The organism is Neobacillus rhizosphaerae (assembly GCF_937468385.1).
Classification (GTDB): Bacteria; Bacillota; Bacilli; order Bacillales; family Cytobacillaceae; genus Neobacillus; species Neobacillus rhizosphaerae.
Window position 1 is genome coordinate 143452 of record NZ_CALBWS010000006.1, and the last position, 22445, is coordinate 165896.

The window sequence follows — 22445 nt, forward strand, 5'->3', positions numbered from 1 at the left end:
ACACACATCAAAATGATGTGTGTTTTTCCTTTTTATTGAACATCGTCCTATTCAATAGTTTTTTAATGCGAAATTTGGATGAATGGATAACTCATTAAGTAAATTGGCAATTTTTTCGGCAGCATCAAAAGGGTTATCAGCATGAATGTCAAAAAAATCCTCTTTATACTCTTGTCTAGCATGGTCATAACGTGGGTCATAATAGTGTTCAAGTAAAATTTTTATCATTTCTTGATAATCCTTCACATGCAGCGATTCAATTAGACTTTTTCTTACTTCACTATCTTTCACACGTCTTAATACCTTTTCGATCCCATCGGAGATTTTATCGTAATACCATCCCTCTTGCTCATATGGTTTTACATATTCAGAAATAAGCTGAATAACCCGTTGTTCAAGTGGGGAGTGAATATAAATATTAGTACCTTTAAATTTAATATCCATTAATTTCTCAGGCTGAACCGCTTTGCCAATTCGTTTGCTTTCAGCCTCGACAAGAAAATAATCTGCTCCTTGGATTTCTTGAAGCCCTTTAAATAGAAGGGAGTCAAATGTTTTTTGGTTATGACCATTACTAAGACCAATTGTCCCGAAAATTGAACCTCTGTGTCCCGCCATTTCCTCAAGGTCCAAGATTGGATAGCCCTTCTTTTTCAGTAACTTTAACACCTCAGTTTTCCCAACACCTGTCATTCCGTGCAGCACGATTGCTTTACTTGGAAGCAGAGATGGTAACTTTTCAAGAATATAATGACGGTATGCTTTATAGCCGCCGATTAATCGCCAAGCGAAAATGCCCGAAAATTCCAAAAAGGTTATAACTGCTTTGCTGCGCATGCCACCACGCCAACAATGAATAACTATCTCTCCTTTAGCCTGGTAGGATTTAATTATCGATAGTAAATGGGGAATTTTCGGAGAAACCAGTTCCATAGCCCGCCATTTCGCCGCAGAATTTCCTTCATGTTTGTATATCGTTCCTATTTCTTGACGTTCTTCATTTGAAAATAGTGGAACATTGATTGCTCCAGGAATAGCTCCATCCTCAAATTCAATCGGTGAGCGTATATCAATGATTATCGGATCTTTTAACATGAAAAGTTCATCAACAGTAATTTCCTTCATATAAACTACGCCCCTAGATAAAATAATAATTGCCGCAAGTGGTAAAATTCTATTAATAAACAAACAAAACTTCCGCAAGTGGGAAGTTTCAAACGAAGTTCATCTCATCATGAAAAAATACTTTCTTGCGCTTTTTTGAAAGAGATTTTCTTTAAGAATATAGTTCTATTATAAAGGAGATAATTGAAGCTAGCAAGAAGTTGAAAATTTACATTGAAGTATTTAGCAGTTTTTTAGCGAAACGGGGTTCCGGTTAACTTTTCCACCGCAGTGCAAAACTTCTCCCAATTAGGTGGAAAGCATTCGATTCCTTCGCTTTGGTAGATCTTTCCCATCGTTTTCAACTTTAATGACCAGTAATTCCCATCAAGGATTATTCCATCCTCTTTCCGGTAAGAGGGTTCCCAATCCCAAATATTCACCGTATAAAGCTCTCTTTTGAAATCCTCTAAATTGCCTGAATTAGCTGGATGAATAGTTGAAAATGGGTGACAATCATCTTGATTTTTCCATTCTAACGAAGCAAAGTTATTTTTCACAAAATTAACACGGACTTGATAAGATATTCTTCCGAAACCTTCTTGAGTGGCAATTAATGAGAATGGATATTTATCTGGATGAATAGAAATGCTGCCTCTGTTTACATGAAATAAATCCTTTTTTCTTGTGACAATCGATTTAATATGTGAAGGAAGGATTGGTTTTTCTCGATGTGATGTAAGGACTTGATTTACTTCATAGCAAATTTCTGGAATGGGTAATGGTCCATTTTTTTCTAAAATCGAAAGTATCGTTTCATAAACCCTCATAACTCCTCATCCTTATAATTAAGCTGTTTAGTTTTTTTATAATACTTGCTTCTAAAATTAGTTTCAACAACCTAAATTATATTAAAGAAAGCCATTCCCTGCTGTAACAAATGACACTTAGAAGGTGAAAAGTCTACTCCTAAGAAAAGAAGCAGACTTTTGATCTATATTATTTATGATTCTTGTTGAATATCGACATTAATATTTCCATTTCGCTGAGGTTATTTTTTTCAAATAATTCGACAATTCTACTGCCGACTACTACTCCATCACAATATTTGGTCAGTTCGTTTATTTGTTCTTGACTAGAAATCCCAAAACCCGCTAAAACTGGAATGGGACTTAACTCTTTTACTGCTCTTAAAAATTGATTTAAGTCATGCTGGAACAAGTTTCTCGTTCCTGTTATCCCTTTAACTGTAACCATGTATAAAAACCCTTTTCCTCTGCCTGCTATCTGTTTAATTCTTTCAAGTGGTGTTGCAGGTGTAACAAGACGAATTAATTCAATTTGCGCTTCCGCAAGCTGGGGGACTAGCATATCCTCCTCTTCAATCGGCAGGTCAGGAATAATGCAGCCGTCCACCCCAGCATTTTGAATATCTTGAACGAAGGCTCCAATCCCGTAAGCATAAATTGGATTTAGGTAGGTCATAAGGATAATTGGAATCGTAACGAGCTCTCGTGCTTTTGCTAGTTCAGTTATTATTCCCTTTAATGTTGTTCTACTTTTAAGTGCCCTAATCCCTGCGTTTTGAATAATTGGGCCATCAGCAACTGGATCCGAGAAAGGAACTCCGACTTCAATGGCAGTCGCTCCGAATTTTTCTAGGAGCAGCAACCTGTCTACCAAGCACTCTAAACCGCCATCCCCTGCCATTAGGTAGGGGACAAAGGCTTTACCATCGTTTTCATTTAGTAATTCAAAGGATTGTTCCAAACGATTCATTTTCTTTCCCCTTCTCCATTCTTGTTTTCACAGCATCTACATCTTTATCACCACGGCCCGACAAACATACCACTATATTTTGAGTTTCTTCCATTTCAGAAGCCAATTTTACTGCAAAAGCGATGGCATGAGCACTTTCAAGCGCTGGTATGATTCCTTCCAACCTTGATAAAAGCTGAAAGCTCTCAAGTGCTTCATCATCCGTAATTGCATAGTATTTTGCCCGGCTGCTGTCCTTTAAGTAGCTATGCTCGGGTCCTACTCCTGGATAATCAAGTCCGGCTGATATCGAATGGGCTTCTTGAATTTGCCCATCATCATTTTGTAGCAAATACATTAAGGACCCATGTAAAACTCCCGGCTTCCCCTTAGTCAGCGAAGCAGCATGAAAATTCGTATCAATGCCCTGTCCAGCTGCTTCCACACCATATAAGCTGACAGATTTATCCTTAATAAAGGGATAGAAGATTCCCATTGCATTGCTCCCTCCACCAATACAGGCCACAATTGCGTCAGGAAGACATCCATTTCGCAGTATAAATTCTTCTTTTGTTTCCTTACCAATGACACTTTGAAAATCTCTTACCATTGTGGGGAAAGGGTGTGGACCCATAACAGAACCCAATAAATAGTGGGTATCATCCACATTAGCCACCCAGTACCTGAGAGCTTCGTTGACTGCATCCTTTAAGGTCGCACTTCCTGATGAAACACTGACGACCGTAGCACCGAGCAATTCCATCCGAAATACATTTAGTGCTTGTCGTTTAATGTCTTCCTCTCCCATAAAAATGATGCAATCAAGGTTTAAAAGGGCACAAACAGTGGCTGTGGCAACCCCATGCTGCCCAGCTCCAGTTTCAGCAACAATTTTCCTTTTTCCCATTCGAACAGCTAAAAGCGCTTGACCAATAGCATTGTTGATTTTATGAGCACCCGTGTGATTTAAATCTTCTCTTTTAAGGTATATATTCGCTCCACCGGCATACTTACTAAGGTTTTCTGCCAAATATAACGGGGTTTCCCTGCCAACATATTCTTTTAATAATCTATCTTTCTCTGTATGAAAGTTAAAATCCTTTTTGGCATTTTCATACTCCTGCTCCAATTCCAATATAGCCTTCATCAATGTTTCAGGAACAAATCGTCCGCCGAACATGCCAAAATGACCTTTTTCATTTGGTAATGTATATGTTTTCACGCCGTTCTCCTCCTAATCTAAATGACGCCTTTAGCCTTTTCGATAAATGCCTTTATTTTTTTTACATCTTTTACCCCATTTGTTTCTACTCCTGAACTTACATCTACCATAAATGGGCTGATGGTTTTGATGGCTGTCTCAACATTATCTACATCTAATCCTCCAGCAAGGATGATTTCCCCCCCCTTAATAAGGCTAGTATTCACATCCATCCAATCAAATGCCTTTCCATTTCCGCCCCTGTATTTTCCTTTCGGACCGTCTAGTAGTAGATACTCACAAGGAAATTGATTATAAAGTGCTAAGGCTTCATTGCTATTAAAGCTGATCGCTTTGATTATCGGTAAGGATATAGTCTCACTGAAAAACGCTGTTTCATCTCCATGTAATTGGATATGAGTTAGACCAACAATAGCAGCAATCCTTTCTATTTCGTCCCTGGTCTCGTTTACAAAAACGCCAACCTTGATCACTTCTACAGGTAAATGAGAAACAACTTCTTTTGCCTTTTCCGGAGATACTTTTCTCTTACTTTCCGCAAACACAAACCCGAGGGCATCTGCACCGTATTCTACAGCAGCAACCCCAGTGTCAACATCCGTTATCCCACAAATCTTTACCTTCATCGTTTTGCACCTTCATTTATAGGGAGGCGAAAATCGACAAAGGTTTGATTTATATCAGAACTCTTCATAAAGGCTTCACCAACTAAAATTCCATTTGCGCCTGCATTTCTAACTCTTTTTACATCTTCCTGATGATGAATTCCACTTTCACTAATCAAAAAGGCCCCACTGTTTTTTACCTCAGCAGCTAATTTTTCTGTCACACCAAGTGAAACCTGAAAGGTTTTCAGGTCTCTATTATTAATGCCAATCAGCTCCGCACCAATCTTAATGGCCTTTTCTAGCTCCTTCTGATTATGGATTTCCACCAATATCTCCAATCCCATACCCTTAGCATATTGATAAAGTTCATGTAATCTCATTTCATCCAACGCTGCTGCAATTAATAGAATTAAATCGGCTCCATATGATGCTGCCTGCTTGATTTGCAGTGGATCAATAATAAAGTCCTTGCATAGAAGAGGTAGTTCAACAGCCTCACGAACTGCCTTTAAATCGGAAAATGATCCTTTAAAAAAAGTTTGATCAGTCAAAACAGATATCGCACTTGCTCCAAATTTTTCGTAAGCAGATGCTTGCACACCTGGATTCACAACATTATTTATCGTTCCTTTTGAGGGTGAAGCCCGTTTGAATTCGGCAATAATTGATAATTCATCAGTTGTTTGTAGTTTTTTTATAAAGGAATGTCTTTTATATTGGCTTTCTGGGATGAAATTCTTTCTTTCTCGAAGATGATCTACTTCTTGCTTTTTATGTTCAAGGATTTGCTCAAGGATCGTTCCCATTTATATCGCCTCCATTTGCCCAGCTTGGGATTTTTCAATTAAGGACGTTAATTTTTCATAAGCTGCTCCTGAATCAATGATTTCCTTAGCTGCTTGAATGCCGACTTTTATTGTGTTGGCTTTTCCTGCAGTGAAAATTCCGATTCCAGCATTGAGCAGTACTGTGTCCCGATAAGCACCTTTTTTCCCTTTCAAAACGTTTACCAATATTTCGGCATTTTCCTTGGCATCGCCACCTTTAATACAACTATTTTTATACTGCGGTAGGCCTGCCTCTTCCGGATAGAAGGAATGATTGGTAATCATTCCATTGTCCAAAATGATAAAATGGTTTTCCCCTTGAAGTGAAGCTTCATCCATAAAGCCAGCCCCATTGATGACTGTTGCTCGTTTACGTCCCAGTTGTTTTAGCACCTCAGCAAACACATTTAATAAATCCCTACGATAAATCCCAAGAAGTTGATAATCTAGTTCAATCGGGTTTGTCAGCGGACCGATAAAATTAAAAATAGTTGGGATTTTGAGTTGCTTACGGACCGTCATAACCTTTTTTAAATTTGGATGAACATGGGGTGCAAATAAAAAGGCAACACCGATTTCTTGAAGTATTTCTTCCGTACTTTCAGCTGATAAATTCAGATTCACCCCTAAGTACTCCAGGACATCAGCACTTCCGGTTTTACTTGAGATACTTCTATTTCCATGCTTGGCGACGGGTACTCCTGCTCCTGCAATGACAAAAGCGGAAGTTGTGCTAACATTAAAGCTTGATGAACCATCTCCCCCCGTCCCGCAATTATCAAGAACATTTACAAAGTTTTTCTTGAATGTCAGCGAATTTGCTTTCATTGCACGAACAATACCGACAATTTCATCCACTGTTTCTCCTTTTGATTTCAATCCCATTAAAAAGGCCGCGATTTCCGATTCAGAAACCTCTTTTCCCAAAATAAAATCAACCGCTTCCTTCATTTGATTTTCAGAAAATGATTTTTGCTCAGCTAACTGGAGTAAATAGTTCTTCATTGGTTTCCTTCCTTTCTAACTCAAATAAAAAATTTTGAAGAATTTGTTTTCCAGATGGAGTCCCAATGGATTCAGGATGGAATTGCAGTCCAAAGACGGGGTATTGATTATGTTGAATGGCCATCACTTCTTTGTCATCAATTGAATGAGCGATACATTCAAGCTCCTCAGGTATAGTGCTTTTTTCAATTGCCAATGAATGATAGCGCATTACTTCAAGTGGTGATACCAGATCATTAAATATTTGGTTGTACTTATGAATAATGAAGGAGGTTTTGCCATGCTTAATGAAATGAGCACTTCTAATTTCGCAGCCAAAAGCTGCACCAATTGCCTGATGGCCAAGACAAATTCCTAAAATCGGAATTCGTTGGTAAAAGCTCTGAATCAATTCAATGCATATTCCCGCATCCTCAGGTTTTCCAGGACCAGGCGACAGGATGATTGCTTTTGGATTCAAATTATGGATATCACCCACCGTTAACTGATTGTTTCGATACACAACTACCTTTTCTCCCAATTCTCCTAGATACTGATAAAGGTTAAACGTAAATGAATCAAAGTTATCAATTAGTAAAATCATCCTTAGGTCCCTCCAAAAAGCCTTTTAACTTGCTAACAGTTTCCTCGTACTCTGACTCGGGATTGGAGTCAAAAACAATTCCCGCTCCCGCTTGAATATAGGCTGTTCCCTCTTTTAGAATCATCATTCGAATCGCTAGTGCAAAATCCATGTTTCCGTTTATCGATAAATAACCTATCGCTCCGGAATAAAGGCCACGTTTTGACTTTTCTAAGGAATTAATAATTTCCATTGCTCTCACCTTTGGAGCGCCTGAAACAGTTCCTGCAGGTAGGCAAGCAGCAAGTGCATCAATCGCTGTTTTGTCAGGTTGAAGGCAACCGCTAATTTCTGAGACAAGATGCATAACATGGCGGAACTTTTCTACTACCATATACCTCTCAACCTGAACAGAGCCAAATTCACTTACCTTGCCAAGATCATTCCTGCCAAGATCGACGAGCATTTTATGCTCTGCAAGCTCCTTTTCATCATGTAATAATTCTTTTTCAAGCTGAAAATCTTCCGCTTCGTTTTTCCCTCTCCTTTTTGTCCCAGCGATTGGATTGGCTATTACCGTTCTCCCTCTGGTTTTAATTAAACTTTCAGGAGAGGAGCCAATAACGGTATATGCCTCGAAATCGATATAAAACATATATGGTGTGGGATTATTGGTCCGATGCATTCGATAAAGGGATAAAGCTGAACCTTGGAACGCTGATTTCATCCTCCTTGAAAGTACCACCTGGAAAATATCACCGGAAAAAATATGCTCCTTTGCCGTTTCTACATTTTTAACAAACGCCTCTTTTGTCGTTTCCGAGGTAAATCCAGAAAGCGAAAAAGATTCCTCTGCATGATAATCGTACGGCCTTTTCAGCTCCTTCACCCTTTGGTTAACCTTGTTTTCAACAATTTCCAGATTACTTTCTTTTAAAAGTGGTATTCCTATAATCAAAACCTTTTCCTTTAGATGATCAAAAACAATGATTTCTTCATAAAACATTAAGTGCACATCAGGCATATATAATCCGTTAGGGTATTCTTCTCCGATGATTTCCAACTGCCTGATGATGTCATAGCCTGCATACCCTACCGCACCGCCTATGAACGGAAAAGGCATTTCGTCGATATTGATATAAGGCAAAAGCTCCTTTATAATCTCTATTGGATTTCCTGTTAAAATCGTTTTTTCACCATTTCGATTGATAATTTCGTTCTTATCTCCAGTTGAAATAAGTTCAAAAGCCGGATCGGCTCCAATAAAGGAGTAGCGTCCAGAATCATTAAATTTATGAGAGCTTTCCAATAGAAACTTCTTTTTTCCATTAATCTTTTGCAAAATAGAAATAGGAGTGTGGATATCTCCGCTCATTTCTTTAATAATAAAATCAATTTTGGTCGTCATTTCTCTACCCCTTTCATAATAAAAAAAAATCGTCCTCTATATGCATAACAAGCGTTACGCATATAGAGGACGATTTTGAATCGTGGTGCCACCTCCATTTGAAGCAAAAAGAACTTGCTTCCTCTTTTCAGATACAGAGCTTATGACCCGATATCCTATCCTTTTAACGGTGGAGCTCCGTGTATCCCTACTTTTGTTCAAGATACCTCTCACAAGTCCATTCCACAAATCCTCTCTTACCGGGTTCCCACCTTTTCCCGGCTCTCTGGAAAGAAATAAAAATGTGTACTCCTCTTGTTCAACAATTTGCTGTTTTAAGTTGTGAAAATAAAAAGGGCCCTCCATCCAAAAAGGACGGAAGACCCGTTGTGCCACCTTTAGTAGCTAAAACTTAGCTCACTTTACCGATATCGAAGCAAAAGCTTTTAATATCTGTCTCATGTAACGATGAGAGTTTCGCCAAAGCCTACTGATCTTTAACAAGGTTCGGTTTGGAAGCTCAGAAGTCCATTCACTATTACATCATCACTGATTTGCACCAACCATCAGCTCTCTTCAGATTCCGTATTAGTTACTACTCTTCGTCAATGCCTTAACTTCATTTTATTGTTTTTAATATTATTAAATCCCCTCCCTCTTGTCAAGAGTCTTTATTGAGAATTTTCAAAAAAATCTATTACCTCTCCTGCCATTAAAAGGATTCCCTTCATATAGTTTTTTTTTTGAAAAAAAGTCAATATTAACAGTACAAATAAAATGAAAGCGGGATAGAGAGAAAAAATGGAGCATATTGATCAATTATGGAAAAGCACACCTGCTAGACAAAAAAAACAGTCTAAAGCAGGACAAAAGCGTTCCGAAGAGATATCAAAGCAAAAATGGGCAATTCTTTCACTATCTTCTATTCCTTTAGTCATGACATTAGGAAATTCCATGTTAATACCCATTTTACCTTCGCTGGAAAAAAAATTAGCCATTACATCGTTACAGACAAGTATGATTATTACAGTTTATTCAGTCGTTGCCATTTTTTTAATACCCATAGCCGGATATTTATCAGACCATATCGGTAGGAAAAAGATCATCATCCCAAGTCTTATCATTGCTGGAATTGGCGGTCTCATTTCCGGCTGGGCTGCGTGGAAATTAGATAGTGCTTATTGGGTAATATTAGCGGGGCGTGCTCTTCAAGGAGTGGGTGCTGCAGGGGCCTTTCCAATCGTACTTCCATTAGTAGGTGATATGTTTAAAAATGAGGATGACGTTAGTGTTTGTTTGGGTCTTATTGAAACCTCAAATACCTTTGGAAAGGTATTAAGTCCCATCTTCGGAGCATTTCTAGCTGGATTTATCTGGTTTTTACCATTTCTTTCTTTTCCAGTCTTTTGTGCCATTTCTGTAATGATGATGATTTTTCTAGTAAAATCTCCAAAAAGCTCCAATAAACCAATCCCATTTAGGGATTTCTTTAATGGTGTTAAAAATACCTTTAGTGAAAAAGGGCGTTGGCTTTACGCAATCTTTTTTATAGGTGGCACCCTAATGCTCGTTCTATTCGGAATACTGTTTTACCTTTCTGAAATATTCGAAAAAGAATATGGTATAAAGGATATTAAAAAGGGCTTCTTTTTAGCGTTACCATTAGGAGCACTTTGCCTTTCATCTTTTATTGGCGGAAAAATCATTAAAAAAAATAAAGTATTAATGAAATGGTTAACCTTTGGCGGATTACTAGCTACAGCTCTTTCCATTGGGGCCTTATGGTTTTCGATTAAGTTATGGTATATGATTACTATGTTTTTAATAAGTGGTATCGGAATTGGTATTGGGCTTCCTTGTCTTGATACACTTATTACTGATGGAGTAGAAAAGAAAGAACGTGGGACTATCACCTCGTTTTATACTTCCATGCGGTTTATTGGGGTCGCAGCAGGTCCACCGATTATTGCTATGCTAATGAAATTTTCAAACCATTGGATTTTTATCCTCATGAGCAGTCTAAGTATTTTAGCAGCCATAGTGGCTCTATTTGCAATTAAACCCAAGGCTCAGGGACAACATTAACATTAAGAGCTGTGGTTTGTGCAATGTGTTGTCCCATTAGTTGACAATGGTGCAAGGATGTACGCCTTAGCGATCTTAGTTGGTTCGGTCGTATCCGCATTATTAATTGGTTTCTTAAAGAAACCAGTAAAATAAAAAATCAGCCGGCAATCCTAGGTTGCTGGTATTTTATTATTAAAGGAAGGTGACATGCTTGCCCTTAAAAGTATTGCTTCTGCATTTGTAGGAAAAGACAAAGTTTCCCTATCATGTTCGAAGTTATTATGCTATAATATTTATTGTTCTAATCAAGGTTTGCGGGTGTGGTTTAATGGTAGAATTTCAGCTTCCCAAGCTGACGGCGGGGGTTCGATTCCCCTCACCCGCTTCATAAACATGGAGAAGTACCCAAGTGGTTATAAGGGGGCGCACTCGAAATGCGCTAGGGCGGGCGACCGTCGCGTGAGTTCGAATCTCATCTTCTCCTCCATACATAGGTTAGATAAGCGCGAAGTCCACTAGCAGCTGGAGCTAGACGGTTATCGAAGTTCATTGTTATTAATTGTTATAAATTCTTATATTATAAATCAAAAAACGCCAGTGGTTCTGGCGTTTTTTTTGATTTAAAATTATTCAAAAGGACTTAACCATTCAGAATCTCTGTTTGTACAAATATGACATTTCTCTTTTTCTGGCTGAAAAGAAGAAAATTTCTGTCCACAATCCCGGCATTTTTTTGTATTAAGGCTTTCTACCTTGTCACTTTTTTCTTTTATATTAGATCGAATACGGATGGCCTCTTCTGGACAAATATCTGTGCAGGCAGTACAATTCACACATTTTTCATGATGTAGCTGGATAGCAGTTTCTAAAAAAGTAAATACTTTTTGCGGACAAAAGGAAAAACAAGCCATGCATAGTGTACATTTATTTTTATCCATTTCTACTGAATAAAATTGGAACTCTTGATAATAATTTGTCAGATTCCACTCATCTTCTTCCATTTGCCACGAAACCGGAGCCAAACTTCTAGCTAACTGTTTCCCCTCTGTTTGTATTGATGAAAATAAGGCTCTCCGCGAAAGCTTCTCCTCATTACTCTTTTGAACAATTTCAATCGGTTTTTCACCAAGCTGGAGCAATATCCGATTGGTTCCAACAAGGACTAAGTCCCATTGTTCATTCAATGGATTATGTTTTATCTGAATGGCGTTCATTCCTCTTTTTTTATATATCAACAATTCCTTTACCGTCGGAGTATATGCCTCACTATAAATGAGACAAGTATGATCAAATTCCCTTGTTACTGCTTTTCCTTTAATAGCTGACAAGGGGCAGGCAATGATACAATCTCCACAGGAATTGCAACGCTGTGAATCTATTTCCATTGTTCTTTCATTGCATGAAATTGCTTCATATTTACAAACATTCGTACAAACAGTGCAGGTGGACCTATAGTTTCTTTTCCTTGAACATTTATCCGTTATTTTCAAATCAGCATGCATACTTTCTAACCAATTTAGAATCAAAGACATAGTATCACCTGGATAGATTAGCCGAGGTACCAATGATCCCTTTGGCACTACAGCTGATTATTTTATCCCGCATTTACGTGAGTTAGACCTTCACTTCAAGGCTTTACTCTTGCATGAAGGTTTAGTGGGGAATGAAGCCCCCACGGATTGAAGTTTCACCTTAAGAACTGGACAATTTCGCATCCCTGTGGGGCGTAATGACGATATTGGGTTGTGTAATCGAATTGCTCGGCATCCCTTTGATTTGACTTACACTTCCATATTTTCTCTTTAATTCCTCAACTGGTCCAAAGTCTATAGCCCTCATTGGACATGTTGAAACACACACCGGTTCCTCTCCCTTCTCTTGAAGTTCCATGCAAAAATCACATTTATTCGATTTAAACTTCTTTTTATTATATTGCGGTGCCCCATATGGACATGCCATAACGCAAAGCTGCGCCCCTGCACAAATTTCTTGATCAATCGTAACGACACCATTTTCTTTATTCTTTACAATCGCTCCGGTAGGGCAGCTGGGAATACATTTTGGTTTGGTACAATGATTACAGGCGATCGTAAAATAAAAGGATTTAATGTTATGAACAATTCCGCTAGACGGCTGCTGGATGAAACCCCCTTCCTCATAGGTATACACTCTTCGAAAATTCACACCCACATCGAGATTATTTCTATCCTTACAAGCAACACTACAGGCCTTACAGCCGGTGCAAAGACTTTGATTAATATAAAACCCTAACTGAGCCAAACTCCTCACTCCTTAAGCTTTTTTCACTTCAACAAGGTTTGTCTGTTGCGGATTTGATTTTGCAAGAGGTGTTGGCCGCTGAGATGTTAGGACATTAAGGGATCCTCGTTGATCTAGTCCGTCTTTATCTGGTGTGTACCATGCACCCTGTGGTATTCCAGCTACACCAGGAGTAATACGCGGCGTTACTTTCACATCAATCATTAACGAACCACGATCATTAAAGACCTGTGCACGGTCACCATTTTTTATGCCCCGTTTCTCGGCATCCTTCGGGTTCAGCCACATTTCCTGCTTTGCTGCTTCCTCAAGCCATGACTGGTTGTCATAGGTAGAATGACATCTCCGTTTGTAATGCCAGCCAATGAGCTGTAAAGGATACTTCTCTTTTAGTGGATCTTCCGGTCCTTCCCATGAAGGAATATACTTTGCAATAGCCGGTATTTCATCATGCTGGTCCATATCCCATAAAGCCTTTGAAAATAATTCAATTTTTCCTGAAGGTGTTTCAAACGGTTTTTTCTCGATGTCATCTATTTGGTCTTTAAATCCGATCAGTGGTGAATCATATTTAAAATGATGAACCCCCTGTTTACGGAATTCCTCAAATGTCGGGAAGTTAGGATCTATCTCTTTCCTTGTTCTTTCCACGCTTTCTTTAACCAAGTCGAGGATGGTTCTTCCCTCAGTATATTTTTCTTTTACCCCTAATTTATCTGCTACCTCAGCAAATACATCATATTCATTACGGCATTCATACAGTGGATCAATTGTTTTTTCCCCAAAAACAACATAATCTCCAAAACACCATGGCACACCAATATCATAGCGCTCAAAAAAGGTTGTACCAGGCAATAAAATGTCAGCATACTTTGCACTAGGGGTCATAAAAATATCACTTACCACAATAAATTCTACTTTGCTCTCATCCTCAAGAAGCTTGGTCGTCTTATTAATGTCTGAGTGCTGATTAATAAGCATATTCCCTGCCATATTAAAGATTAATTTTATATTGGTTTTTAACTTGTCTGTTCCTTCTAGACCGTCTGCTGCTGTCATTTCTGTTCCTTTTTCCACTGCTTGTGTCCAAAGAAAACATGGAATAGAAGCTTTTACTGGATTTTCATAGGAAAATGGAAATACTATATTCGATCGGTTCCAATAACCAGTCCCAGCTCCCCAGCCGCCAAGCTTTCCAACGTTTCCTGTCAGACAGGCCAGCTGTGCTCCTCCGCGCATGAATTGCTCACCGTAAGCTTGCCGCTGTGCCGCCCAGCCTTGAATAAGAGCGGCTTGCTTAGTTTTGGCGTACTCGCGAGCAATTTCACGGATTTTCTCTGCTGGTACGCGGCAAATTTTTTCAGCCCATTCCGGTGTTTTTGGAGTACCATCCTTTTCCCCGAGTAAATAGCTTTTCAGAGATTCCTGCTTGGCTACTCCATCAGGCATATGTTCACCATCAAAACCGATACAGTATTTATCTAGGAATGCCTGGTCTTGTAGTTTCTCTGTAATGATTACATATCCCATAGCATCCATCATGGCATTATCAGTCGTTGGGAGTATGGGAATCCACTCATCCGCAAATGCGATGGCCGTATCTGTATACCGCGGGTCAATGACGATAATTTTAGCGCCATTTTTCTTTGCCTGCATTAAATATTCCCTATATGGGGTAGAAAATATCATTTCTGAAGGGTTTTGTCCCCATAAAATAATAAGCTTTGAATGTAACAGGGTATCAAAGCTGCTCCCTGAGTTATTCGTTCCATAGGTATAGGGAGTCGCCACATTTCCTGCTCCTGAACTATAATCATTACGGTAATTTAAATAGCCTCCTGTTAGCGATAATAGTTTCCTAGCCGCATTTTTTCCTCCATGTAATCCCCAGCTTTGACCGGAGGCATAGTTTACATAACGTGATTCTGGCCCATATTTATCACCGATTCGTTTCACTTCAGAAGCAATTGTCTCTATTGCCTCTTCCCATGAAATCCTTTTAAACTTCCCTTCTCCTCGTTTCCCCACCCGTTTCATTGGATACTTTAAACGATCTGGATGGTAAAGCATGTTACGATAGTTTCGTCCTCTGACACACGCCCTTAAAGGAGGTGTTGCAAAGTCGCCGCCTGCTTGTGTGTCAGTACTTACACGTACAACCACTCCATCTTTTACATGCGCCTTGATGACACAGCGCCCACCGCAGTTATTAATGCTACAGGTTGAAATAATTTTCTCACTATCTTTTGCCACTACTACCTTTGCCTCTTCTTTACGATCAATGAGCATCTTTGTTCCGATTCCACCTGCAATTACTGGTAAACCAATTGCCCCTGACCATTTTAAAAACGTACGTCGTTGCATTTTATTGGCTAACAAATTCTTTAATGGATTTTTTTCAGACATATTCTTGTGCCCTCCCTTACTTCAACTAATGATTCCAGGTCAAAGCTCAAAAAATCTTCAAGAAGCATGGCAGCTCCTAAATATAATTGACTATTCGTATTTTCAATTACTCTTTCACAAAAAAATGGAATCCAGATGATTAAATGTTCTTCTAGAAAGCTAATCTGGGTGGTAAGCAATTTTTCTATCTTTTCTTCCGTAGGTTCATGCAAACATAAATCTGAAAGATAGATCATAAATTCCAGTTCAAGTAATAGATGGTCGTCAGGTTCATTGTTTTCCTTCCTATATTGGAGACCAAATCGATGGTATTGCTCCCTGACTTGATAGGTCCATTCTTCAAAAAGCAGATGTTCCTTACTCCTGTAGTACGATTCCCATGGAGGTGCAACTAATGGTCCTGGTCCTATGAAAAGCCTTTGGTACTCTTCCTTCTCCCTTTTGATTTGCTCAGTAGACAGGTGTTTAAAAAAGTCATGAAGGATTTTCCCCCCTTCATGGAATTCCCCTAATTCTTCGAAAGTGTTATCCCTTTGAATTTCAAATAATGTTTCTAATTTTTCTGGCACAAAAAATAACAAGTGTAACAGTTGATAACATTTTTTTCTCGATAACAAAAACGACTGTAATTGGATATGTATAGATTCTGTCGTAGAAGTCATATCGCACTCTCCTGTTTGTGAATTATTTCACATAAATATTCAAATATTTTTTCACCTACTTTATATCTATATTACATATTCATATTACCGCATTCTCCCAAAATTGTTATCTACTTTGTGTATTTATTCACATTATTTTCAAATTAAGGTGACAAAATCAGACAAAAAGATGGATAATTTGTTCTAATTTTTCTCAGAACACAAAAAGAGTGTATAATAAGACGATAAAATAATATATAAAGGATGATCAGCTTGAACATTACTAACCATTTAGTTGAGAAACTTGAAGATCCATTTGGATTATTATCTGGTGACCGCTATGAATTTTTCCTTGAACTTGATGTAGATGAAGAGGATGAGCTCTATTCTGATAAAGGTGTTGGAATAAAAATAATTTTTGTAAGCGATGAGAATGGACAAAGAATTTCTCAGTATCATTTTTTTGAAAAAGGAACTGAAAAAGTGTTAGACTTTGCCCTTGAAGAGGTCGAAGAAGAATTGGTCTTAAATTTTTGCAAGGAACATTTGGAAGAATAAAAAAAGCAGGAGACATTTCCTCCTCCTGCTTTTCAAAATGATTACATAAAATTCTTACTATGGTTATGAATTACCTGAAGCTCTTTTGTGGTTTGACTCATTTCACTTTTGCATATTGGACATAGGGGCACTTCACTGCTCTTAAAATTATCGCGAATCCAGCATTTACAATTATCTGAAGAACATACCCAAATTTTTGTTTCTTCTAATTTAATTTCTTCATCATTTTTTCTGCCAAACGCCAAAACTAATCACCCCTTGTACTTAGTGCATGACTGTTTTTGAACACTTTGTATCTACCTCAAAAACTATGTTTCTAGTGATATATATAGATAAAAAGGTGATGCCCTATTCGAATGCATCACCTTTATTTTTTAACAGAATTATACTGCTTTAACGTTAGAAGCTTGTGGTCCACGAGCGCCTTCAACGATTTCAAAAGAAACCGATTGGCCCTCTTCTAAAGTTTTGAAACCTTCTGATTGGATTGCTGAGAAGTGTACGAATACATCTTGACCGCCTTCAGCTTCAATAAATCCGAAACCTTTTTCTGCATTAAACCATTTAACTTTACCGTTATTCATGGAATTACCCCCAAAAAAATGTGTTCACTTTAAGTTTATCTTACATTTAAAATAATAAAAAAGGCGTACTTGCACTATTGGGCAATAGGCATCACCCACTGTTCGTGCAGTTACGACTACTAAAACCATAAATATTTAACGAACATTAAAGCGTACCTCTATTTTATCTTAATAAACCTGTTTAGTCAAACAAATTTCTAAAACTAGGAAATACTGAAAATATCTTGTATTACATTCGAGAAGAAATGAAGCCTTTTGAGTTTCACATATGGGAACTTTTCTTTTTGAAAATTAAGAAAGCCAATTCAACAGTCCGAATCGGCTTTCTTTTTCATGCTTCTTTCTTTATCTTTGGTTCTGGCTTCTTTTTTTGCGCTCCACCTTTTTTGGGTTTTGTCCGATCTATCGATGCTTTTAGTGCAGCCATTAAATCAGTGACATTTGAAGGAATATCCCTCGTCGTCGCCGTTACCGTTTCTTTCCCGTTTCGTTTCGATTCAATTAATTCTAGCAAGGCAGAACGATATTCATCCGTATATTTATCAGGCTCGAATTCTGAGGTCAATTGGTCAATAAGCAAAATTGCAGTGTCTAATTCTTTTTTTGTCACTTTATCTTCTGATGGGACATTCGGTACGTCACCAGCCTTGCGGACTTCGTCTGGAAAATGAATAGTTTCCAAAACCAATGTATTCTCATAAACACGAATGACGGCCAATTGCTCTTTAGAGCGAATGACAATTTTAGCAAGTCCCACTTTTTGTGATTCCTGTAAAGCCTTTCGTAATAATGAATAGGCCTTACTACCACCTTCATTCGGTGACATATAATAGCTTCGCTCAAAATAAATGGGATCGATTTGTTCAATTTTAACAAAATCGATGATTTCAACTGCTTTTTCCTCGTTTTCCCTTCTTAGTTTTTCGAGGTCATCGTTATCAAGGACCACAAATTTTCCTTTTGTGTATTCATATGCCTTAACGATTTCCTCAGGTTTTACTTCCTCCTCACAAACAGTGCAAATCTTTTCATATTTAATCGGAGCGTGGCATTTGTTATGAAGAGTGCGCAACTTAATATCCTTATCTTCTGTTGCTGTATGAAGCTTGATAGGAATGTTAACAAGCCCAAAGCTAATACTGCCTTTCCACATCGTGTGCATAGAGTATTCTCCATTCTTTTTGTTATTATTTTGTGTCTCCTAATAAAGGACATTCATTAAAACAACTGGAAAAGGATGAAAATGTCCATCTTTAAGCAAAATAAAGATAAAAAGGAAAGGAATAAAAGTAATGAAGCCAATGCTACCAAGTTTAACCTTTGAACTTCCTGTACGTCCCAATTGGCTTTACGAAGTTAAATATGATGGATTCCGAGCAATACTGGACTGGAATGATAACGGAATTGAGTTAACGAGCAGAAATGGTAAACCACTTATTCCACAATTTCCGGAAATCAAGGAATTTTTGTTAAAATATGAAAAGCAAATCAAACCTTTTTTACCACTCGAGTTGGATGGTGAGCTTGTTTCTTTGGAAAACCCTTATAAAGCTAATTTTTCCGCCATTCAAGTGCGTGGCCGTCTAAAGGCAGCGAAAAAAATCACGGAACAAGCAGAGAGATCTCCTTGCCGGTTGATGGTTTTTGATGTTCTAATGGTAAAAGGGGAAACCATATGTTCCCTTCCCTATCAGCGGCGAAAAGATAAGCTGATTCAATTATTTCAAAATATCGGTTTAGGATTAGATGCCAATCCCAATAATGCTCAATTGCTACAGCTTGTTTTTCCCAATGAAGATTTTAATGAATTATGGGAAAATGTTGTGTTATATGATGGAGAAGGTATCATTGCCAAATATCAAAATAGTTTTTGGGAGGAAGGGAAACGTTCCTTACAATGGTTGAAATACAAAAATTGGAAATATGTTAGCTGTTTTGTCACTTCATTCGATAAAACCAATGGATATTTTTATGTTGGCCTGTATAAGAAAAACATCATTCATGTGGTTGGGCAAGTTCTTTTTGGTTTTAAACCGGAAGAAAAACAGGCCCTTCAGCAAACGATTAAACAAAATATTCTTAGTGAAGATACACAATTTATTAATATGGAGCCCTCTATTTGTCTAGAAGTGAAATATTTGGAATTATTTGATCATCAGCTCCGCGAACCACATTTTGACCGCTTCCGATTCGATTTAGAACCGAGGGAATGCACATATGAACAATTTATTTTTCAACAAAAAAATTTACCAGCAGATTTACCTATATCCCACCCAGATAAACCACTCTGGGAAAATCATAATATCCAGAAAACTGATTTCATCCTTTACTTACGTGAAGTTTCTCCGTATATGCTCCCTTTTTTAGAGAATCGCTTGCTAACGGTCATTCGCTATCCACATGGGATGTTCGGAGAGGCATTTTATCAAAAAAACTGTCCAGCTTATGCACCGGAGTTTGTCCACACACATTTAGTTGATGATATTGATTATATTCTCTGTAACAATCTAAAAACCCTCATTTGGCTGGGAAACCAATTAGCGATTGAATTTCATATTCCCTTTCAAACGATACACAGCAAGGGACCTAGTGAAATTGTCTTCGATTTGGATCCACCATCAAAGGATGCGTTCCATTTGGCTGTCAAAGCTGCATTATTAATAAAAGAAGTGTTCAATCATTTAAATTTGATCGGCTTTATTAAAACGTCAGGTAATAAAGGACTGCAAATTTACCTACCTTTGCCTGAAGGAGAATACTCCTACGAGGATACAAGACTGTTTACGACCTTTATCGCCGAATACTTAATTTCACAGGCCCCTGACTCCTTTACCATTGAGAGAATGAAAAAAAACCGAGGAAAAAGGCTTTATGTTGATTATGTACAACATGGAGAAGGGAAGACGATTGTTGCCCCCTATTCTATGCGTGGGAATGAACATGCAGGAGTTGCTACACCACTTTATTGGGAAGAGGTTGATGAAAAACTCACTTCTGTTGCATTTAACATGGAAAGTGCATTAAATCGACTTCGGAAACAGGGAGATCCATTTAGGAATTATTTTCAAACAAAACAAATTCAACCCTTTGCACCGGTCCTTGAAGTTTTAAAAAAGGATTCAATAAAAAAAGGATAAGGGGAACCTTATCCTTTCAACGTTTTTGTTATTACTTGTTGTGCCACCTCTTGTAGCTTTTCATATGAGTGTTGCTCCATTAAGTCTTTTTTGGAGGATATTGTAAATAATTCACCTTTAAGATTTATCTCTACCGCTGCTTCGTAAAGATAAGTAGCGTTTCCAATTAGGTCAATCTTATATTCCCCCGCAATTTGATGAACAACGCATTGTACTTTTCCGCCATTATTATATACATTAATGGTTTTCTCAAATTCATTTAATTCTAGTAAGCAAGTAACGAGTGAGGATGCTGACATTGCTGTACCGCAAGCATTTGTAAATCCAACACCCCGTTCAAAAGTTCGTACATAAATTGCTCCAGGTTGTAATGGTTTTACAAAACTAACATTCACACCATCCGGAAATAACTCATTGGGTCCATTTACTTTTTCACTAAGTTGTTTTTGAATATCACTTTGAAGTTGTTCCGTCTCCACAATCGTGATTAAATGCGGGTTGGGAACGGCAAGTGCCGTAAATGTTAACTCATCTGACAGTTCCTTAATCCTCTCGTTATAAAGCGTTGGCTGGTTTAAATTTAATGGCAAGGTCTTTAATTCAAATAGCACCGGAGAAATTTCTACTTGATAGGTGTGGATATCCTGAAGGAGGTCTGCTTGTTTACTAACCTTAAGATTAGCCTTCATGGTTTCAATTACAGCTTCATTCAGTCCATATAATTCACAAATATATCGTGCGACCAGCCGAAGTCCATTTCCGCACATCGAAGCCTCAGACCCGTCGGCATTAAATACCCGCATTCTTCCATCAGCGTGCTGACTCTTCATCACAAATAAAATCCCATCTGCTCCTAATTCAGTATTACGATTGCATAACAAACGGGCAAGTTCCGCCCTTTCCTTTTCTGTGAAAGAATAAGCATTGGAAATTTCATCGATTAGAAGAAAATCATTTCCAGAGCCATGGCCTTTAATTAAGTCAATCTGCACAATAAAACCCCCACAAGAGATGTCAATTTCCTTATATCATATCAAACATTATTCATGATGAAAACCGTACAAACTTTTACCTTTCGATAAAGAATTCATTTATTAAAAATGACATTCTCAAAAGCTTGTCCCTTTCTGATAAAGTTCCTTTAAATGAGAGTACCGGTGTATTGGGCTCTGGAAAACGAAGGCCCCATTCTATAGGCATCCATCCTCTGCGCAGTCGCCCCTCCTGCATATCCTCCGAATTCAATACCTGCTCATCCATAAATACGGCAGACCCTTCCACAGCACCAATGTAGCTCCCCGCTACATCCAGCAATTCTTTTTTGTTTTTCCGCCAAGAAAGTTTCTTTTTCTCCAAGCAACCCAAGAAGGTTCTCTCTTTATCGAATACGCCAATTTTGATTGTTTTTTTTCCCTTTATTTCAAAGAAACCCATGGCTTCATCTTTTGAATTGTAGAGAGCAAACATTTTGGAAGGTCGTAATCCGTTTAGCCCCTTCCTACGGTACTTACTTATCCTTCCTGCCAAATTTCCGTCTGTAAAGTAGAGCAGCAAGCTGGGTGAGGGGGTATTCATGTAACACAATAAAAGATGGCGGGTCGTAAATAGTGAGTGATGATAACCTTCATTTTTATCATTCGTCATATTCTTAGCACTCAAAATCGACTGTTTCATTCTAAAAAGATAGAAATGGAAGCTAATAAAACTATAAGTTATAAATGGTATCGTCCATAACATAAATTCTTGACTTTTAAAAAAAGAAAGATTTCCAATAATAATCATGCTGGCTGGAATTAATGCAGCAATACTCTCATTTAAGCTAATATTCGCTGAATCATAGTAATAATCGTTGATTTTCATCTAGAAAACTCCTTATCTATTCCTCTTATACTAGTTTATTTACTATGTAGGAAAAAAATGATAGAAGAATTTTCAACTAGAAACCGACTTGGGTTCACCACCTACCCACTCATCGAAAATAGACTGTTTATGATTAGTACACCAACATAATAAATGTGGTGGGAGCAGAGCAAGCTTAGCTTTACCTTTCCAAAGAAAATAATAGATATTTTTACGATAAGATTCGACATAGTGATTCATTTATGCGAAGCTCCGCCCCTTTTCCAAAAAAACTATCATGAGCCTCAACTCCCAACCCTACCATGGAAATAAATTTATAGAACAAGCCGTAGTCACCTAATAAAGGCGGTGAGAGCAGAGCTAGACTTCACATCTTTCGTCTAGTGAAATGGGTATTTCACTTTAACTGGTTAAAGTGATTCATTTTTGCGGCGCTCCG

Annotated in this window: 22 protein-coding genes, 2 tRNA genes and 2 other annotated features; of the genes, 6 read left to right on the plus strand and 18 right to left on the minus strand. The window is 38.0% G+C overall.

The window, feature by feature from the left end; all coding sequences use genetic code 11:
• Nucleotides 1–51: 51 nt before the first annotated feature.
• The 9 genes from mnmH to trpE all read right to left on the minus strand — a co-directional run bounded on the left by mnmH (nucleotide 52) and on the right by trpE (nucleotide 8494).
• A complete protein-coding gene (gene mnmH / locus M5A78_RS07425) occupies nucleotides 52–1125 on the minus strand; it encodes a tRNA 2-selenouridine(34) synthase MnmH (protein ID WP_248734647.1) in 1074 nt (357 codons plus the stop codon).
• Between the two features lie 233 nt (nucleotides 1126–1358).
• On the minus strand, nucleotides 1359–1934 hold the full coding sequence (locus M5A78_RS07430; protein ID WP_248734648.1) for a hypothetical protein: 576 nt from the start codon (nucleotides 1932–1934) through the stop codon (nucleotides 1359–1361).
• A gap of 169 nt (nucleotides 1935–2103) precedes the next feature.
• Entirely contained in the window at nucleotides 2104–2883 is a 780-nt protein-coding gene (gene trpA / locus M5A78_RS07435) for a tryptophan synthase subunit alpha (RefSeq protein ID WP_248734649.1), read from the minus strand.
• Nucleotides 2858–4042, minus strand: a complete 1185-nt coding sequence (gene trpB / locus M5A78_RS07440; protein ID WP_248734674.1) for a tryptophan synthase subunit beta — start codon at nucleotides 4040–4042, stop codon at nucleotides 2858–2860. The genes trpA and trpB overlap by 26 nt, the downstream gene beginning before the upstream one ends.
• Nucleotides 4043–4101: 59 nt before the next feature.
• Nucleotides 4102–4710, minus strand: coding sequence for a phosphoribosylanthranilate isomerase (locus M5A78_RS07445; protein ID WP_248734650.1), 609 nt, complete (start codon nucleotides 4708–4710; stop codon nucleotides 4102–4104).
• The gene (gene trpC, locus M5A78_RS07450; RefSeq protein ID WP_248734651.1) at nucleotides 4707–5498 is read right to left on the minus strand and encodes an indole-3-glycerol phosphate synthase TrpC; all 792 of its coding nucleotides are present in this window, start codon (nucleotides 5496–5498) and stop codon (nucleotides 4707–4709) included. The genes M5A78_RS07445 and trpC overlap by 4 nt, the downstream gene beginning before the upstream one ends.
• Nucleotides 5499–6524: an anthranilate phosphoribosyltransferase gene (trpD, locus tag M5A78_RS07455; protein WP_248734652.1), complete on the minus strand. Its 1026-nt coding sequence runs from the start codon at nucleotides 6522–6524 to the stop codon at nucleotides 5499–5501. It abuts the gene before it with no gap.
• On the minus strand, nucleotides 6496–7107 hold the full coding sequence (locus M5A78_RS07460) for an anthranilate synthase component II (protein ID WP_248734653.1): 612 nt from the start codon (nucleotides 7105–7107) through the stop codon (nucleotides 6496–6498). Before M5A78_RS07460 ends, trpD begins: the two co-directional genes overlap by 29 nt.
• Nucleotides 7091–8494, minus strand: coding sequence for an anthranilate synthase component I (gene trpE / locus M5A78_RS07465; protein ID WP_248734654.1), 1404 nt, complete (start codon nucleotides 8492–8494; stop codon nucleotides 7091–7093). Before trpE ends, M5A78_RS07460 begins: the two co-directional genes overlap by 17 nt.
• A gap of 62 nt (nucleotides 8495–8556) precedes the next feature.
• Nucleotides 8557–8805 (minus strand) — a binding site (T-box leader).
• 36 nt (nucleotides 8806–8841) lie between these two features.
• Nucleotides 8842–9091, minus strand: a binding site (T-box leader).
• A 183-nt stretch (nucleotides 9092–9274) separates the two neighbouring features.
• Here trpE and M5A78_RS07470 point away from each other — a divergent pair.
• The 4 genes from M5A78_RS07470 to M5A78_RS07485 all read left to right on the plus strand — a co-directional run bounded on the left by M5A78_RS07470 (nucleotide 9275) and on the right by M5A78_RS07485 (nucleotide 11027).
• On the plus strand, nucleotides 9275–10558 hold the full coding sequence (locus M5A78_RS07470) for an MFS transporter (RefSeq protein ID WP_264760443.1): 1284 nt from the start codon (nucleotides 9275–9277) through the stop codon (nucleotides 10556–10558).
• 18 nt (nucleotides 10559–10576) lie between these two features.
• Nucleotides 10577–10693 (plus strand): PTS fructose transporter subunit IIC, encoded by a 117-nt coding sequence (locus M5A78_RS07475; protein ID WP_248734655.1) that lies wholly within the window; start codon nucleotides 10577–10579, stop codon nucleotides 10691–10693.
• Between the two features lie 161 nt (nucleotides 10694–10854).
• Nucleotides 10855–10925, plus strand: a tRNA-Gly gene (locus tag M5A78_RS07480).
• A gap of 10 nt (nucleotides 10926–10935) precedes the next feature.
• Nucleotides 10936–11027, plus strand: a tRNA-Ser gene (locus M5A78_RS07485).
• 139 nt (nucleotides 11028–11166) lie between these two features.
• On the opposite strand, the gene M5A78_RS07490 is transcribed toward M5A78_RS07485, so the two are convergent.
• From M5A78_RS07490 to M5A78_RS07505, 4 genes are all read right to left on the minus strand, one after another.
• Nucleotides 11167–12072 (minus strand): 4Fe-4S binding protein, encoded by a 906-nt coding sequence (locus tag M5A78_RS07490; RefSeq protein ID WP_248734656.1) that lies wholly within the window; start codon nucleotides 12070–12072, stop codon nucleotides 11167–11169.
• Nucleotides 12073–12232: 160 nt separating this feature from the next.
• On the minus strand, nucleotides 12233–12820 hold the full coding sequence (locus M5A78_RS07495; RefSeq protein ID WP_248734657.1) for a DMSO/selenate family reductase complex B subunit: 588 nt from the start codon (nucleotides 12818–12820) through the stop codon (nucleotides 12233–12235).
• Between the two features lie 12 nt (nucleotides 12821–12832).
• The gene (locus tag M5A78_RS07500; RefSeq protein WP_248734658.1) at nucleotides 12833–15226 is read right to left on the minus strand and encodes a DMSO/selenate family reductase complex A subunit; all 2394 of its coding nucleotides are present in this window, start codon (nucleotides 15224–15226) and stop codon (nucleotides 12833–12835) included.
• Nucleotides 15205–15888: a TorD/DmsD family molecular chaperone gene (locus M5A78_RS07505; RefSeq protein ID WP_248734659.1), complete on the minus strand. Its 684-nt coding sequence runs from the start codon at nucleotides 15886–15888 to the stop codon at nucleotides 15205–15207. The genes M5A78_RS07500 and M5A78_RS07505 overlap by 22 nt, the downstream gene beginning before the upstream one ends.
• A gap of 243 nt (nucleotides 15889–16131) precedes the next feature.
• On the opposite strand from M5A78_RS07505, the gene M5A78_RS07510 reads away from it, so the two are divergent.
• Nucleotides 16132–16425: a DUF6509 family protein gene (locus M5A78_RS07510; protein ID WP_248734660.1), complete on the plus strand. Its 294-nt coding sequence runs from the start codon at nucleotides 16132–16134 to the stop codon at nucleotides 16423–16425.
• Between the two features lie 41 nt (nucleotides 16426–16466).
• On the opposite strand, the gene M5A78_RS07515 is transcribed toward M5A78_RS07510, so the two are convergent.
• From M5A78_RS07515 to ku, 3 genes are all read right to left on the minus strand, one after another.
• Nucleotides 16467–16670: a cold-shock protein gene (locus M5A78_RS07515; RefSeq protein WP_248734661.1), complete on the minus strand. Its 204-nt coding sequence runs from the start codon at nucleotides 16668–16670 to the stop codon at nucleotides 16467–16469.
• Between the two features lie 138 nt (nucleotides 16671–16808).
• Entirely contained in the window at nucleotides 16809–17009 is a 201-nt protein-coding gene (cspD, locus tag M5A78_RS07520) for a cold-shock protein CspD (RefSeq protein WP_045524040.1), read from the minus strand.
• A 331-nt stretch (nucleotides 17010–17340) separates the two neighbouring features.
• Nucleotides 17341–18171 carry a non-homologous end joining protein Ku gene (ku, locus tag M5A78_RS07525; RefSeq protein WP_248734662.1) on the minus strand — a complete coding sequence of 277 codons (831 nt, stop codon included), beginning with the start codon at nucleotides 18169–18171 and terminating at the stop codon, nucleotides 17341–17343.
• A 130-nt stretch (nucleotides 18172–18301) separates the two neighbouring features.
• On the opposite strand from ku, the gene M5A78_RS07530 reads away from it, so the two are divergent.
• Entirely contained in the window at nucleotides 18302–20146 is a 1845-nt protein-coding gene (locus tag M5A78_RS07530; RefSeq protein WP_248734663.1) for a DNA ligase D, read from the plus strand.
• Between the two features lie 8 nt (nucleotides 20147–20154).
• Here the strand turns inward: M5A78_RS07530 and dapF are convergent, their stop codons facing one another.
• Both dapF and M5A78_RS07540 read right to left on the minus strand, forming a co-directional pair.
• Nucleotides 20155–21138 carry a diaminopimelate epimerase gene (gene dapF, locus M5A78_RS07535; RefSeq protein WP_248734664.1) on the minus strand — a complete coding sequence of 328 codons (984 nt, stop codon included), beginning with the start codon at nucleotides 21136–21138 and terminating at the stop codon, nucleotides 20155–20157.
• Between the two features lie 76 nt (nucleotides 21139–21214).
• Nucleotides 21215–22006: a hypothetical protein gene (locus tag M5A78_RS07540; protein WP_248734665.1), complete on the minus strand. Its 792-nt coding sequence runs from the start codon at nucleotides 22004–22006 to the stop codon at nucleotides 21215–21217.
• Nucleotides 22007–22445: the final 439 nt, after the last annotated feature.